This is a genomic window from Empedobacter sp. UBA5036 (assembly GCF_002415215.1).
GTDB lineage: Bacteria > Bacteroidota > Bacteroidia > Flavobacteriales > Weeksellaceae > Empedobacter > Empedobacter falsenii_B.
Genome location: NZ_DICC01000051.1, coordinates 1 through 13756, shown reverse-complemented (window position 1 = coordinate 13756; position 13756 = coordinate 1). Strand labels below are relative to the sequence as shown.

Genomic DNA, 13756 nt, shown 5'->3' with positions numbered 1-13756 from the left:
TTTTTTATCCAATCAATAATTTTGCCAAGCATCTTACCAAATTCTAATACGGTCTTTTGGTGCTTTGTACAATTTATCTCCTGGTTTTGTTTTAAACGCATCGTGGAACGCATCAATATTAACGATTGGTCCAAAAGAACGGTAATATCCAGGAGAATGTGGATCTGTTTTCACTTGATTTACTAAAGCTTCGTCAGTCGCTTTTGTTCTCCAAATAGTTGCCCAAGATAAGAAGAAACGTTGTTGCGGAGTATATCCATCTATGTTTCCGTAAGTTCCTTTATCTTTTAAATACATTTGCAAAGCATCAAAAGCAACAGAAGCTCCTCCTAAATCTCCAATATTTTCTCCAGATGTAAAAATTCCATTTACATGTGTTCCTGCTACTGGTTCGTAAGCATCATATTGTCTTGCTAAAGCACCTGTTGCTGCTTTAAATTTTTCTTCATCTTGAGGTGTCCACCAGTTCACTAAATTTCCATCTCCGTCAAATTTAGCTCCCGAATCATCAAATCCATGAGAAATTTCGTGACCAATAACTGCTCCAATTCCTCCAAAGTTTACAGCTGCATCTGCTCTATAATCATAGAATGGTGCTTGTAAAATTGCTGCTGGGAATACAATTTCGTTATTTGTTGGATTAAAATAAGCATTAACTGTTTGTGGAGACATTCCCCAACGTGTTTTATCTACTGGTTTTCCAAAATCTTTCAAATTATCTTGGAATCTCCATTGACTGTAAGCTAAATTATTTTCAATTAAAGATCCTCCATTTTTAATTGATTTAACTTCAAATCCTGAATAATCTTTCCATTTATCAGGGTAACCAATTTTAACCGTAAATTTATTTAACTTTTCAATTGCTTTTACTTTTGTATCCTTTGACATCCACTCTAAATTATTGATGTGCATATCAAACGATTTAAATAAATAACTAATCAATTCTTGCGCTTTTGCTTTTGCCTCTGGTGGAAAATTATCTTTCACATAAATTTGTCCTAATAACTCACCAACTGTTCCATTTACATAAGCCAAACCTCTTTTATCTAAAGCTCTTTGTTCTTTTTGACCAGATAATTTTTTACCATAGAAGTCAAAATTAATTTTTTCTAATTCAGTTGTAGAAGAATTAGAAAAAGAATCAATCAATTTGAATTTCAAATAATCTTTGATGATTGGTAAATTCTCTTGATTTATGATTTTATCTAAATTTTTGTAATAATCTAATTCACGGATGATTACTTTGTCAGGATTAATTCCGAAAGACTTTACAAACTTCACTACATCAACATTCTTAGAAAAAGCTCCTGCTTCCGATAATGTTACTAAATTATAAGATTTATTTGGATCACGGCTTTCTTCAACAGTTTTGATATATTTTGCCATCATTTTCTCGAAAGCAACAATTTTTGGTCCTTTTAAATCACGAGTTTTAGATCCTGTAAAAGGAAAAACTTGATCGATATATTGATTTAAGTTAGCTAAAGTTTCAGTATTTTTGGCATCCTCTTTTTGGTAATATGTTTTACCTAAAGTTAATCCAACACTTCCTAAATAAACAGCATTTTGCGTACTATTTTTCATATCAGTATAAACAGAAACACCATAAAATGGATTCTCTCCAATTGGAGTAACTTCTGTTAAATACGCTTGTAAATCTGTCAAATTTTTGATTGCATCAATTTGCTTAAAATATTTCTGAATTGGAGCAATTCCTGTTTTATTTCTAGCTTCCATGTTTGTGTAAGCTGAGTATAAGTCAGAAATTTTTTGTTCATTAGAATCTTGAGCATATTTATTATTCAATAAATCTTTTACCAATTTCAAAGAAACCTTATCTGTATTCTCTCTCAATTCATCGAAACTTCCCCATCTTGCTCTATCAGATGGAATTTCTGTAATTTTCATCCAATTACCATTTACATAATTATATAAATCATCTTGTGGACGAACAGACTTATCCATATAATTTGGATTAAAAGCCTGATATGATTCTTGCGCAATTGCTAAAACAGAAGTACATGCAAATGCAGCAACAAATAGTTGTTTTTTCATATTTCTACTAAGTATTTTTGATATGATATGTCGAAATTAATACGACCTTTGTTACAAATTTACTAAATAAAGTATTAATTATTCGTGCAATTTTTGACACTTTTGAAGAGGAAGATTAACATTTTTAAAACTTTCAAACCAAAACTCTTTATCATTTAAGATATTTTATATTGTAAAAAGCTTATTAAAACAGAAAATTTTTCTATATATATCATTCCATATTTATATATTTAACAAAAAACAATCGATTTCTTTATTAATATCTAAATATTATTTTACTATATCCATATTCAATAGAAAATCTTTAAATTTGGAACCAAACAAAAGTAACTTTTTAAGATGGAAACCAATACGATTTTGATCACCGGCGCTTTAGGACAAATTGGTTCTGAATTGGCTGAGAAATTAAAAACCATTCATGGAAAAAATAATGTAATTATTTCTGATATACGTGATCCTAAAGATGTTGATTACGACGGAATTTACGAAGTAATTGACGTAATGGATGCTGATCGAATAAAAGAAGTCATTGCAAAACACAATATTAAAACTGTTTATCATTTAGCGGCTCTACTTTCTGGTACAGCTGAAAAAAATCCAATGTTTGGTTGGAAATTAAACATGGACACTTTGCTTACTTTCCTTGAATTAGCGAAAGATAAAGTAATCGATAAAATCTTTTGGCCTTCTTCTATTGGTGTTTTTGGTCCAGATACACCAAAAGACAATACACCACAAAATACAATTCAAACTCCTTCTACAGTTTATGGCATTTCCAAATTGTCAGGAGAATATTGGTGCAAATGGTACCAACAAAATCATAATGTAGACGTTCGTTCTGTTCGCTTTCCTGGTCTTATTTCTTGGAAAACTCCTGCTGGAGGTGGAACTACAGATTATGCAGTTGATATTTATTACAAAGCAATTGAAGATGGAAAATATACTTCTTTCTTGAAAGAAGGAACTTATTTACCAATGTTGTATATGGATGATGCAATAAATGCCATTATTGAATTAATGTCTGCTGATCCAAAACAATTAGGTGAATTTAAATCTTATAATTTAGGAGGTTTAAGCTTCGCACCAGAACATTTAGCAGCAGAAATCAAAAAACATATTCCAAATTTCACAATCGATTATGCACCAGATTTCCGTCAAGCTATTGCAGATTCTTGGCCGTCTTCTATCGATGATTCTGTTGCAAAAGCAGATTGGGGATTTGAACCAAAATTTGATATCGATAAAATGACAACTACAATGTTAGACAATTTGAAAATAAAATTAGGTAAAGCTTAATTTTTTCTTACAATACAATATTTTAGGAATGCTCTTTGATAATTTTTGGTTAAAAAACCACAAAATATGTCAGGAGCATTTTCTAATTTAAAAAATATCGTCCATCTACTAAAATCTGTTAATTTAGAGCAATTAAATAAAATTTCTCAAAAAGTAGATTTACCTCTTTTAATGGAAAACTTTTCTAAACTTGATGATAAACAACTTCAAGGAATGATGAAAATGTTAAATCCAAATAAAAAACACAAAGAACTTCCTCCAATTGATGGTGATTTCTACGATGTTTTTCACACTTTAACTCCAGAACAGCGTGAATTACAATTAAAAGTAAGAGCTTTTATGGAAAAAGAAGTTAAACCAATTGTTAATGATTATTGGCTTCGCGATCAATTTCCTTTTGAATTAATTCCAAAATTTAAAGAACTCAACATTTGTGGCGTCACTTATGATGGTTATGGTTGTCCAAATTTACCTTTTATTATGGAAGGCGTTTTGGCTATGGAAATGGCTCGTGTAGATGCTTCGATTGCAACTTTTTTTGGCGTACAATCTGGTTTGTCTATGGGATCAATTTATATGTGTGGATCGGAAGAACAAAAAGCAAAATGGTTACCACAAATGCAAAAATTTGATAAAGTTGGAGCTTTTGGATTAACTGAACCCGAAGTTGGTTCTAGTGCGGCAGGAGGTTTAACAACAACGTGTAAAAAAACAGAAGAAGGTTGGATTTTAAACGGTCAAAAGAAATGGATTGGAAATGCGACTTTTGCAGATTTAGTGATTATTTGGGCAAGGGATTTAGATGATGGTGAAGTAAAAGGTTTTATTGTCGAGAATAATAATCCTGGCTTTTCTGTAGAAAAAATTAAAGGAAAAATGGCTTTACGAATTGTTCAGAATGGCTTGATTACTCTGAAAGATTGTTTAATTACAGAAGAAAATCGTTTACAAAATGCTAATTCATTTAAAGACACGGCAAAAGTATTGCGAATGACGAGAGCTGGAGTTGCTTGGATGGCAACTGGATGCGCTCGTGGAGCATATGAAAGCGCTTTGGATTACACTCGAAATCGAAAACAATTTGGAAAACCAATTGCTTCTTTTCAAATGATACAAGGACATTTGGTAGAAATGTTATCTAATTTAACAGCAATGCAAACTTTAGTTTTTCGCTTATCTGAAATGCAAGACGAGGGAATTTTACTAGACGAACACGCATCTTTAGCTAAAGTTTTTTGTACAATGAGAACACGCGATGTCGTTTCACGAGCACGAGAAGTAATGGGCGGAAATGGAATATTATTAGAGCATGACGTCGCTCGTTTTGTTGCCGACTCCGAAGCCATTTACAGCTACGAAGGCACAAAAGAAATCAATTCGCTTATTGTAGGTCGATCTATCACAGGATTTAGCGCGTTTGTATAAATAAAATTTAAAAATCCCAATAAATTAATTTATTGGGATTTTTTATCTACTTTTTGTTCTCCAAAAAAGTTTCAAAAGCTTTTTCGAATTCTTCTAATGTGATTAAATGTGTCATTTCAGCATCAAAAATCTGTTCGATATTTCCGTTTTGTTTTTGAAGATTTTCTACAAATTCAATCTGAAATTTTGGTTCGATCACATCATCTTTTAATCCTGTAAAAATTAAATTTGATTTTGTTGGAACTCCTTTTAATAATTGTTCTGGCAAAAAAGGTTTTAAACGTTCTACCGCTATTACAGCAGGATTAAACATCAAAACTGGAACATTTAACAATAATCCCAAATAATAACTTATCATTCCGCCTAAACTTGTCCCTGCAATAAATTCGATTGGTTCCTTTGTAAAATGTTCAATCAAATCTTGAATCAAAGTTGGAGCATTATCGTAATCAATTGATGGTGCATAACATTCTCCCAAAGAATCTAAATATTCTCTCTTTTCATCTGTTACAAAACCTTGGTAGCCGTGTAAGTATGCAAATTTCATTTGTTTAAAATTTTAATAATTTGATACTGAAAACTTTCAGTAGTTAATGTAAAAATACTAAAAAACCCTTTCAGAAAATTTCAGAAAGGGTTAAAGTTATATAAAAAAATCTTTTTAGTTTACTGATTCAGTTTCCTCTACAGATTCTTCTTTTTGAGTATTTGGTAATTCTCCTTTGAACAAGAACGAAATAATTTCTTTGTTCACTGTATCCAACATTCTTTGGAAAATATGGAAAGATTCTTGTTTGTAAACAACCAACGGATCTTTTTGCTCGTAAACCGCATTTTGAGACGTTTTACGTAAATCATCAACATCACGTAAATGCTCTTTCCAGTTATCATCAATCAAACTTAATACAACTGATTTTTCGAAATCTTTTATTAAAGTTTTACCTTGAGATTCGTATGCTTCTTTCAAATCACAAACAACTGTCATTTGACGAATTCCGTCTGTAAATGGTACTTGAATACGAGAGAACATATGTCCTTGATTCTCGAAAACATTCGAAATTACTGGGAAAGCTGTTTCTGCAACATATTTCATACGTGCTTTGTAATCTTCAATTGCTGCGTCGTACGTAATATTTGTTAAATCTTTGATTGATTTAGATCTAAATTCATCTTCAGTAACAGGAGTTCCCATTGTAAAGAATTTAATTAAATCTAATTCATATTGATCAAAATCTTCGAAATCTTTGTTAGATTTTACAACAGAAGCCGCAACATCATAAATCATATTTGCAATATCAACTTCCAAACGATCTCCGAACAATGCATTGTGACGACGTTTGTAAATTACTTCACGTTGTTTATTCATTACATCATCATACTCTAACAAACGTTTACGAATACCGAAGTTATTTTCTTCTACTTTTTTCTGTGCACGCTCGATAGATTTTGTAATCATAGAATGTTCAATCACATCACCATCTTTGTGTCCCATACGGTCCATTAATTTTGCAATTCTTTCTGAACCGAATAAACGCATTAATGAATCTTCTAATGAAACGAAGAATTGAGATGATCCTGGATCTCCTTGACGACCAGCACGACCACGTAACTGACGGTCTACACGACGAGAATCGTGACGTTCAGTACCAATAATTGCTAAACCTCCAGATTCTTTTACTTCTTTCGTTAATTTAATATCGGTACCACGACCAGCCATATTCGTTGCAATTGTTACAGCTCCTGGTTTACCAGCTTCTGTTACAATATCAGCCTCGCTTTTGTGTAATTTTGCATTTAAAACATTGTGATTAATTCCACGTAATTTTAATGCTTTTGATAATAACTCAGAAATCTCAACATTAGTTGTTCCAACTAAAACTGGACGTTTGTCATCTTGAGATAAACGAACAATTTCCTCGATTACTGCTTTATATTTTTCACGATTTGTTTTGAAAACAATATCGTTTTTATCGTTACGTAAAATTGGGCGGTTTGTTGGAATAGAAACAACATCTAATTTGTAAATTTCCCAGAACTCACCTGCCTCAGTTTCCGCTGTACCAGTCATACCTCCTAACTTATTGTACATACGGAAATAGTTTTGTAATGTAATTGTCGCAAACGTTTGTGTAGCTGCTTCAATTTTTACATTCTCTTTCGCTTCAATTGCTTGGTGCAATCCATCCGAATAACGACGACCATCCATAATACGACCTGTCGATTCGTCAACGATTTTTACTTCACCTTCAACCACAACATACTCGATATCTTTTTCGAATAATGTATATGCTTTTAACAATTGGCTTAAAGTATGGATACGCTCAGATTTGATTGAGAAATCACGGAAAAATTCTTCTTTCATTTGAAGAATTTCTTCTTTAGTTTTTCCTGAATTTTCGATCGCTCCAATATTTGTCGAAACATCTGGTAAAATGAAGAAATTTTCATCTTCCATTCCTTTAGACAAATACTCGATTCCTTTATCTGTTAAATCTGATTGATTTTGTTTTTCATCAATAACAAAGTATAAATGCTCGTCAACTTTTGGCATTTCACGGTTATTATCCTGAATAAAATGCGCTTCTGTTTTTTGTAATTGAGCACGAATACCATCTTGAGATAAGAATTTGATTAATGGTTTATATTTTGGTAAACCACGGTAAACTTGGTATAATTTGAAACCACCTTCTTTTAAATCTCCTTGTTTGAATAATGTTTTTGCTTCGTTTAATGTTTTTCCTAACATCTCACGTTGCATTTGATATAAACGATCAATTTTTGGTCTTAATACATCAAATTCGTGACGATCTCCTTGTGGAACTGGACCAGAAATAATCAATGGTGTACGAGCATCATCAATTAAAACTGAATCGACCTCATCGACAATCGCAAAATTTAATTCACGTTGCACCAAAGCATCTGGCGTGTTTGCCATATTGTCACGTAAATAATCGAAACCAAATTCGTTATTTGTTCCATAAACAATATCAGATGCATACGCATCACGACGACCTGGAGAGTTTGGTTGGTGATTATCAATACAATCTACTGATAAACCATGGAAAGAGAAAATTGGACGCATCCACGCCATATCTCGTTTTGCCAAGTAATCATTCACCGTTACTAAGTGAACTCCACGACCAGTTAATGCATTTAAGTAAATTGGTAAAGTTGCAACCAACGTTTTACCTTCCCCTGTTTGCATCTCCGCAATACGACCTAAGTGTAAAGCCGTACCACCAATAAACTGAACATCGTAATGAGACATATCCCATGTTACTTGACGACCAGCTGCATCCCAAGAGTTTTTCCAGATTGCAGTGTTATCATCTTTAAGAGAAACGAAATCGTGTCCACGATTTACCAAAACTTTATCAAACTCAGAAGCTGTCACTTCTAACGTTTCGTTTTCAGTAAAACGTTTCCCTGTTTCGCGCATTACAGCAAAAGCTTCTGGTAAGATTTCTAATAAAATCTTCTCTTCTACTTCGTATGCTTCTTTATTGATTTTATCAATTTTAGCGTATAAATCTTCTTTTACACCAAAATCTTCTGTTTCCTCAACTTGTTTTTTTAACTCTTCAATTTGAGTTTTGAAATCTTTAGTCGCATCAGCTAATTTAGCTTTAAACTCTAAAGTTTGCCCTCTTAATTCATCAATTGATAATGAACTAAGCTTTTGACCAGCTTCATTCGCTAAGTCAACATATTTTCGTAATTCTTTTACATCTTTGGCATTCTTATCACCTAAGAAACCTTGTAAAATTTTGTTTAAAATATTCATATTTTTCTGCGTTCTTCGTCAAAATTAGCCACAATATATTTGAGACTAATTAAGATGCAAATATACGTTAACTATGTTAGTTATAGATTATAGAATCGAAAAAAGCCCCAATTTGGGCTTTTTTATTTTTAATATTCGTCCTCGTTCCAAAGGAAATCGTCATCCGTTGGATAGTCAGCCCAAATTTCTTCAATGCTTTCGTAAGAATCTCCTTCATCCTCAATAGATTGTAAGTTTTCTACAACTTCCAAAGGTGCACCAGTACGAATTGCGTAATCAATTAATTCATCTTTTGTTGCTGGCCAAGGTGCATCACTTAAATAAGATGCTAATTCTAAAGTCCAATACATAGCTTATATTTTTTATTATTAGTAGAGACAATTAAACTCTAATTTATTTTCTAAAATTTGATTTTTTGCAAATCAAATAATCTGCCAAAGTCAAACTGTCAGTATTTATGTTAAAATTAAATTTTTTCGTTCTCTATATTTATTTAATTTTATGCCTAAATATAACGAAAATGGACACGAATATAACAAAATTATTTGCAATAAAATATCCAATTATTCAAGGTGGTATGATTTGGAATAGTGGTTGGCGATTAGCGTCAGCTGTAAGTAATGCTGGAGGACTAGGTTTAATAGGTGCTGGAAGCATGTATCCTGATGTTTTACGCGAGCATATAAAGAAGTGTAAAGCTGCTACAAATCATTCTTTTGGCGTTAATGTTCCAATGCTTTATCCGAATATTGAAGAAATTATGCAAATTATTGTGGAGGAAGGTGTAAAAGTTGTTTTTACTTCTGCCGGAAATCCAAAAACGTGGACAGAAACTTTAAAAAAAGAAGGAATAACTGTTGCACATGTTGTCAGTAGTGCCAAATTTGCATTAAAATCTCAAGATGCAGGAGTGGATGCTGTCGTGGCAGAAGGTTTTGAAGCTGGCGGACATAATGGCAGAGAAGAAACCACTACACTTTGTCTTATTCCGAATGTGAAACGTCAAATCGATATTCCATTAATTGCTGCTGGAGGAATTGGAACAGGTTCTCAAATTTTAGCAGCATTTGCATTAGGTGCAGATGGAGTACAAATTGGTTCTCGTTTTGCTGCAACTCAGGAATCTTCTGCTAATCAAGCTTTCAAAGATGTGATTGTAAATGCGCAAGAAGGTGACACGCAACTTACATTGAAAGAATTGGCTCCTGTTCGATTGATTAAAAATGAGTTTTATAATCAAGTTCAAGAAAAATATCAACAAGGCACAACCGCAGAAGATTTGAAAGAACTTTTGGGTAGAGGACGTTCTAAGAAAGGAATGTTTGAAGGCGATTTGGTAAATGGAGAATTAGAAATTGGTCAAGTTTCGTCATTAATCGATTCTATTCCGACAGTTGCAGAAGTTTTCGACGATTTATTAGTAGATTATCAAGTTGCAAAAGATAAATTAATTCGATTATAATCATCGTTCAGTTTTAAACACTATAAAAAAGCTGTCAAAAATTTTTGACAGCTTTTCGTTTTATAATCTTCCTTGTTCTTTTAATTTCCAATAACGCATTAGTCCATTAACAGACATCCAGCATGGATTGGCATATTCATACACCTGAATTTGATCTTCTGTTAAACCTAAGTCTTTATAGTTTTTTGTGACATAATCGACAAAAACAGGGACAATTTCTTCGGTCGGAATTTTATCATCATACATCGGTTTGATATAATTTGACCAATCATCTAAAGCTTTTTCTAATTGATCAAAATGATTTTCTAAATCTTCGTGATAACCATAATGCGTCGGATAAATTCCTTTTGCATTAATTTTTCTCAATTTAGCAATCGATTCTTTCCACAATTCAATATTAATATCTGGCGGCGGACAAGGAGGCGAAACAGGTCCATTTTCTATCTTCACCCCCGCTACATCACCTGTAAAAATAACATCGTCCAACACATAAGCATTGTGATGAACAGCATGTCCAGGCGTATAAACAGTCTGAAAAACAGCATCACCAAACTCCACACTTTGTCCATCTGCCAAACCAACCAAATATTCTTCGTCAATTGGTTTCATTTCTCCCCACAAACGATCCATATCGTCACCATAAATCATTTTTGCAGATTCCCACAATTTCTCAGGATTTTTCAGATGCGGTAAACCAATCGGATTTAAAAAAATTGTTGCGCCATGTTCTGTAAATTTCCATGCAGCACCAGCGTGATCAAAATGAATATGTGTAATTAATATGTTTTCAATATCGATTACCCGCCAACCTAAAGCTTCTATTCCTGTTTTCAGATTTTCGAAAGTGGAGTATGGGCCCGGATCGACTAAAACCGGTCCCTGTTCTGTTTCGATTAAATAAGTTGCGATAGCTTCCTTTTCATTTTGAAAATTCAGGTCTATTGTATGTATTTTTGGCATGCTATAATATTTCTTCTATGGTATATTTTATTCCATTAAATTCTATTTTATCGCCGGCTCGTTTTCCAACCAACGCTTCAAAAATAGGTGCTTGTGTACTAATTCCTACAAACTTTTTATTTTCCCATTCGAAATCTTTGAAAGATAAACCAATAACAAAATTAACTTTGTCAGTCAAAACAACATTTCCTTCCGTTATTTCATCAATCAACTCAGGGCGAAGTACTCTGAAGTTATTTAAATCTTCTGTTGCTTGATTAATTCTTATTTGTAAATTTCTGGCGGAATCTGTCGACTGACTTTGTTGTGCAAAATCATCAAGCTCTAAACTCGATTCTTCATCTAAATCAGCACTTTCAGTATAAATTCGCTCCGATTCTTTTAAGGCGTTTATTTCATCTTGTTTAAGTTGAATAAGATGCTGAATGACATCTTTTCTGATATGTTTTTTATTCATTTTTGTAGTTTTAAGTTTAGATAAACTTACAAAAAATAAAAAACTCCTGAACTATTCATTCAAGAGTTTTTTACTACTATATTTAATTATCCTGATGTTATTGAGCGAAGCTATAGCGTGCACCTCCCGGACTGAAAATAGATAACATTCTACTTTTTTGTCCTTCAGAGAACATATATAATCCTCTATCGTCACTATAATCCATATAATTCATGGTCATTTCGACAGGAGATCCTGAACATGTACTATAATGAGGGTATGCAGGGACACCATAGTTTGGTGCATTATGATAAGGCGTATCGTTCACATAATCTGTTAGACATCCACCACCATCTCCCCAAATGTGACGTAAATTCATCCAGTGCCCAACTTCATGAGTAGCTGTTCTCCCTAAATTGAACGGGTAAGTTGCTGTTCCTGTATTTCCAAAATATCTTGAATCAATTACCACTCCGTCTGTTGCAGAACTACCCCCGGGAAATTGTGCATAACCCAGAATACCACTTCCGATTGTACAAACCCATAAATTAAGTTTTGTTGTAGGGGAAGTTGGCAGAATTCCTGTACTTTTCTTCATGGCATCATTTGTTCCCCAAGAAGTTTTTGTTGTTTGTTTTCTGTTCACCGTTTCTAATTCAAATTTAATCCCAACATTTGCTTTTACATTTGAAAACAAAGCGGGTACCTGTGAAAAATCAGCATTCTGTGCATTGAAATCTTTATTTAAAACATCAATTTGAGATTGAATCTGAGCTAAAGAAATATTTTCAGCGGCCGTTTTATACAAAACATTTACAACAACAGGGATAACAATAGTTCCATTGACTAGTTTTCCTTGCATTTTTTCAAAGTTTTGGGCATGGGCTTCAATATCTGCCATTTTTGAGGCCAGATTAGGATTTTCTGATAGCTGTAATTTTAAAACTTCATCAGAAGCGCACGTTCGACTTGCAACTTTTTGATTAGCAGATTCTGCTTGAGGATCCATTTCGTTTTTAGTGTCATCACTACAAGCTGTGAATACAGCAAGTGTAGCTAATGTAAAGATAAGTTTGTTCATATTATTGTTATTTAATTAGTGTTATTTAATTAGTGTCTACTAAAAATACAATAATATTTATTAAAAACATGAATAAAATCATATTTTAACAATAGAAACAATTACAGGTACATAATAGTTTGCAAGAATGGAAGTTAAATTGAAAAAATATCACATCTGATTTTATGGAAGAATTTCATTGATTTCATCCTCCAGTTCATATTTGGTCATGGCTTGATCATGAAAAACAACTTTTTCTCCTTTATTGTAAATAATTGTAACAGGAATATTTCCACCCCACTTGGAATCGAAAGAAGGAATCCATTCATTCATCCGTTTGGTATCATCCAACAAAACAACTTCTGCATTTATCTTATTGTCAACCATAAATTTCTTTACTTTATCGATAATTTTTGGTCGATCCAACGAAACCAACAACATCTTGAAATTTGGATTGTCTTTGTATTTTTCATTAATTTCCATAAACGCAGGAATCTCCTCTACACAAGGTGCGCACCACGTTGCCCAAAAGTTAACCACCACAATTTGATCTTTATAATTTGCTATTTTTTCGTGCAAAGCTTCATATTTTACAGTTTCTACAGATTGTGCATTTACAGTAGAAAAAGCCAAAATTCCCATTAAACCAAGGAAAGAAAATAGTTTCATATTTACTTTTTAAAAATATTTGTTCAAATGTAATAGAACAAGAATCAATCCAAGCTATTTTTCTCGAAATTTTGTTGAATAGAATATTAAACCGATTTTTGTAAAAAAATAATCAATTTGTTTTCAAAAGAAGATGCTTATCGCATAAAAAAGGATTTTTGGATTTCGTATGGAACGTATATGAAATTGCAGATGAATGCCGAAGGAACGCGTATTAATTGGATAAATTACAAAACGGATATAAAAGGTGTTTATTTTAGAACGGATGTCGAACGCAAGTTTGCAGAGGTTTCGATTGAAATTTCGCATCCAGATCCGTCAGTTCAACTGATGATCTATGAACAGTTTGAGGAATATGAAAATGTTTTGGAAAATTATCTTGGCGAAAAATGGATTTGGACAAAAGAAGATTATGACGAAGACGGAAAAATGATTTCGACAATAAAAATACGTTTAGAAAACATTAGTATTTTTAGAGAAACCGATTGGCCGCAAATTATTCCGTTCCTAAAAGATCGAATGATTAATTTGGATGAATTTTGGTGCGATCACAAAGATAGTTTTGAGATTTTTAAAGAATTATAAAGCAAAGAATCCGTCTCACAACTT

The 13756-nt window shown here is 32.7% G+C and carries 12 protein-coding genes; 4 read left to right on the top strand and 8 right to left on the bottom strand.

Annotated elements, in window-relative coordinates; all coding sequences use genetic code 11:
- Positions 1 to 33: 33 nt before the first annotated feature.
- Positions 34 to 2055: a M13 family metallopeptidase gene (locus B4J88_RS08940; protein ID WP_291067364.1), complete on the bottom strand. Its 2022-nt coding sequence runs from the start codon at positions 2053 to 2055 to the stop codon at positions 34 to 36.
- A 339-nt stretch (positions 2056 to 2394) separates the two neighbouring features.
- Here B4J88_RS08940 and B4J88_RS08935 point away from each other — a divergent pair, with 339 nt between their 5' ends.
- Together B4J88_RS08935 and B4J88_RS08930 are read left to right on the top strand one after the other, a co-directional pair.
- The gene (locus B4J88_RS08935; protein WP_219035143.1) at positions 2395 to 3351 is read left to right on the top strand and encodes an NAD-dependent epimerase/dehydratase family protein; all 957 of its coding nucleotides are present in this window, start codon (positions 2395 to 2397) and stop codon (positions 3349 to 3351) included.
- A gap of 66 nt (positions 3352 to 3417) precedes the next feature.
- The gene (locus B4J88_RS08930) at positions 3418 to 4776 is read left to right on the top strand and encodes an acyl-CoA dehydrogenase family protein (RefSeq protein ID WP_291067362.1); all 1359 of its coding nucleotides are present in this window, start codon (positions 3418 to 3420) and stop codon (positions 4774 to 4776) included.
- A 46-nt stretch (positions 4777 to 4822) separates the two neighbouring features.
- Here B4J88_RS08930 and B4J88_RS08925 read toward each other — a convergent pair whose 3' ends face one another.
- The 3 genes from B4J88_RS08925 to B4J88_RS08915 form a co-directional block, all read right to left on the bottom strand.
- Positions 4823 to 5323 carry a YqiA/YcfP family alpha/beta fold hydrolase gene (locus tag B4J88_RS08925; RefSeq protein WP_280037347.1) on the bottom strand — a complete coding sequence of 167 codons (501 nt, stop codon included), beginning with the start codon at positions 5321 to 5323 and terminating at the stop codon, positions 4823 to 4825.
- Between the two features lie 114 nt (positions 5324 to 5437).
- Positions 5438 to 8560 (bottom strand): preprotein translocase subunit SecA, encoded by a 3123-nt coding sequence (secA, locus tag B4J88_RS08920; RefSeq protein WP_125350181.1) that lies wholly within the window; start codon positions 8558 to 8560, stop codon positions 5438 to 5440.
- Positions 8561 to 8688: 128 nt separating this feature from the next.
- A complete protein-coding gene (locus B4J88_RS08915) occupies positions 8689 to 8910 on the bottom strand; it encodes a DUF2795 domain-containing protein (protein WP_019976296.1) in 222 nt (73 codons plus the stop codon).
- Between the two features lie 170 nt (positions 8911 to 9080).
- Here B4J88_RS08915 and B4J88_RS08910 point away from each other — a divergent pair, with 170 nt between their 5' ends.
- The gene (locus tag B4J88_RS08910) at positions 9081 to 10022 is read left to right on the top strand and encodes an NAD(P)H-dependent flavin oxidoreductase (protein ID WP_219035146.1); all 942 of its coding nucleotides are present in this window, start codon (positions 9081 to 9083) and stop codon (positions 10020 to 10022) included.
- A 60-nt stretch (positions 10023 to 10082) separates the two neighbouring features.
- Here the strand turns inward: B4J88_RS08910 and B4J88_RS08905 are convergent, their stop codons facing one another.
- From B4J88_RS08905 to B4J88_RS08890, 4 genes are all read right to left on the bottom strand, one after another.
- Positions 10083 to 10982, bottom strand: coding sequence for an MBL fold metallo-hydrolase (locus tag B4J88_RS08905; RefSeq protein WP_219035147.1), 900 nt, complete (start codon positions 10980 to 10982; stop codon positions 10083 to 10085).
- A 1-nt stretch (position 10983) separates the two neighbouring features.
- On the bottom strand, positions 10984 to 11439 hold the full coding sequence (locus B4J88_RS08900) for a GreA/GreB family elongation factor (RefSeq protein WP_219035148.1): 456 nt from the start codon (positions 11437 to 11439) through the stop codon (positions 10984 to 10986).
- A gap of 97 nt (positions 11440 to 11536) precedes the next feature.
- A complete protein-coding gene (locus B4J88_RS08895; protein WP_219035149.1) occupies positions 11537 to 12499 on the bottom strand; it encodes a zinc metalloprotease in 963 nt (320 codons plus the stop codon).
- 162 nt (positions 12500 to 12661) lie between these two features.
- Entirely contained in the window at positions 12662 to 13147 is a 486-nt protein-coding gene (locus B4J88_RS08890) for a TlpA family protein disulfide reductase (protein WP_291067360.1), read from the bottom strand.
- A gap of 117 nt (positions 13148 to 13264) precedes the next feature.
- Between B4J88_RS08890 and B4J88_RS08885 the strand changes: the two genes are divergently transcribed.
- Complete coding sequence (locus tag B4J88_RS08885) at positions 13265 to 13732, top strand: DUF4268 domain-containing protein (protein ID WP_125350185.1); 468 nt, start codon at positions 13265 to 13267, stop codon at positions 13730 to 13732.
- Positions 13733 to 13756: the final 24 nt, after the last annotated feature.

Bases quoted from the DNA above. Each gene is read 5' to 3' on its own strand.
- B4J88_RS08940 (WP_291067364.1), bottom strand. From the start codon at position 2,055: ATGAAAAAACAACTATTTGTTGCTGCATTTGCATGTACTTCTGTTTTA.
- B4J88_RS08935 (WP_219035143.1), top strand. From the start codon at position 2,395: ATGGAAACCAATACGATTTTGATCACCGGCGCTTTAGGACAAATTGGT.
- B4J88_RS08930 (WP_291067362.1), top strand. From the start codon at position 3,418: ATGTCAGGAGCATTTTCTAATTTAAAAAATATCGTCCATCTACTAAAA.
- B4J88_RS08925 (WP_280037347.1), bottom strand. From the start codon at position 5,323: ATGAAATTTGCATACTTACACGGCTACCAAGGTTTTGTAACAGATGAA.
- secA (WP_125350181.1), bottom strand. From the start codon at position 8,560: ATGAATATTTTAAACAAAATTTTACAAGGTTTCTTAGGTGATAAGAAT.
- B4J88_RS08915 (WP_019976296.1), bottom strand. From the start codon at position 8,910: ATGTATTGGACTTTAGAATTAGCATCTTATTTAAGTGATGCACCTTGG.
- B4J88_RS08910 (WP_219035146.1), top strand. From the start codon at position 9,081: ATGGACACGAATATAACAAAATTATTTGCAATAAAATATCCAATTATT.
- B4J88_RS08905 (WP_219035147.1), bottom strand. From the start codon at position 10,982: ATGCCAAAAATACATACAATAGACCTGAATTTTCAAAATGAAAAGGAA.
- B4J88_RS08900 (WP_219035148.1), bottom strand. From the start codon at position 11,439: ATGAATAAAAAACATATCAGAAAAGATGTCATTCAGCATCTTATTCAA.
- B4J88_RS08895 (WP_219035149.1), bottom strand. From the start codon at position 12,499: ATGAACAAACTTATCTTTACATTAGCTACACTTGCTGTATTCACAGCT.
- B4J88_RS08890 (WP_291067360.1), bottom strand. From the start codon at position 13,147: ATGAAACTATTTTCTTTCCTTGGTTTAATGGGAATTTTGGCTTTTTCT.